The 1,096-nt window shown below is 29.4% G+C and carries 2 protein-coding genes; both read left to right on the top strand.

The features are described 5' to 3' along the window. The first annotated feature begins 56 nt into the window (after positions 1-56). Positions 57-185 carry a hypothetical protein gene (locus J502_RS17220; RefSeq protein ID WP_005014493.1) on the top strand — a complete coding sequence of 43 codons (129 nt, stop codon included), beginning with the start codon at positions 57-59 and terminating at the stop codon, positions 183-185. A 613-nt stretch (positions 186-798) separates the two neighbouring features. Continuing rightward, positions 799-1,096, top strand: a 298-nt coding sequence (locus J502_RS16035; protein ID WP_025464755.1) for a helix-turn-helix domain-containing protein, incomplete at its 3' end; no start/stop codon positions are given.

The raw sequence follows: 1,096 nt of genomic DNA, 5'->3' as shown, positions 1-1,096 counted from the left end.
TTAGTAATTTATATCTTCTATAATAACGAACTAGGTAATGAAAAGTTAGGAAAAATATGAAAAATTTAACTATAACTGGTGTTATTTTAGCTGTAACTCTTAGTCTAACTGCTTGTGCGAACAAGAAAGAAGAAAGTGATAAAAACCAACCTGAGTCTCCTCATACATTAGAGCAGGATTCATAAAAATTTATTTATGAAGTTAAGTAAATTATCAAAATATCTATTTTAGTTAATGGTAGCTCATTTATTAAATATTAGAGTTTATTTAAAAAATAGACTACTTAATTTATATGTAGGCTCTTGTTAGATGAATTTATTTTTCATGATTTTGGGTCTAATTTTATTATGTGTTCTGTATGTTTTAATAAATATAGAGCTTTTTAGAGAGAAAAGCAAAAATGAATCCTATAACAATAGATATCCAAAAGATAATAATTCTGCGTCAGATAATAATTCAACCTAATACGAATAACAAAATATTTAATATATTAACCTCTAAGCTTTAAAAGTAAGTTATACGTCGACAACAGAGTAATTATTATGCTTTATGTAGTCTCTGGTTTAATTATATTACTCTTAATTTTTATAGGCTATAAAAAATTTAAGTATCGAAGAAACAAAAGTTTACGCTACTGCGGACCAATTAAAAACTCATTTCATGAAATTAATTGTAGTTATCATTATATAAGCACCCTAGAGCAGGATTCCTCATCAAAGCATACAGAATATACAGGGGATAATGGGCAGAGTAAAACTTGAAGTGCGACATAAACCACCTAATTAATTTAAAGGGTTTATGGAGTATATAAAATTGTCATACCATCATCTTAACTTTGAAGATCGTACTGCATTAATGCTTGAGTCAAGAAAAGAAGGCTTTTCAGCCAGAAAATTTGCTGAACTCATTAAAAGACATCCTAGTACGATCTATCGTGAGCTTAAAAGAAATAGCATCAATGACGTTTATCAAGCTCGATATGCTTCTGATAACACCTTCGCTAGACGTAGACGTGGTCACAGAAAACTCAAAATCGATTCAATCCTCTGGAAATTTATTGTTGAAGCGATCCGTTGTTTATGGTCTCCTCAGCAAA

This window comes from Acinetobacter sp. 1294596 (genome assembly GCF_000582925.1).
Taxonomy (GTDB): domain Bacteria; phylum Pseudomonadota; class Gammaproteobacteria; order Pseudomonadales; family Moraxellaceae; genus Acinetobacter; species Acinetobacter radioresistens.
Note: the sequence above shows the minus strand (reverse complement) of the source record. Positions and strands in the feature narration are given on the sequence as shown.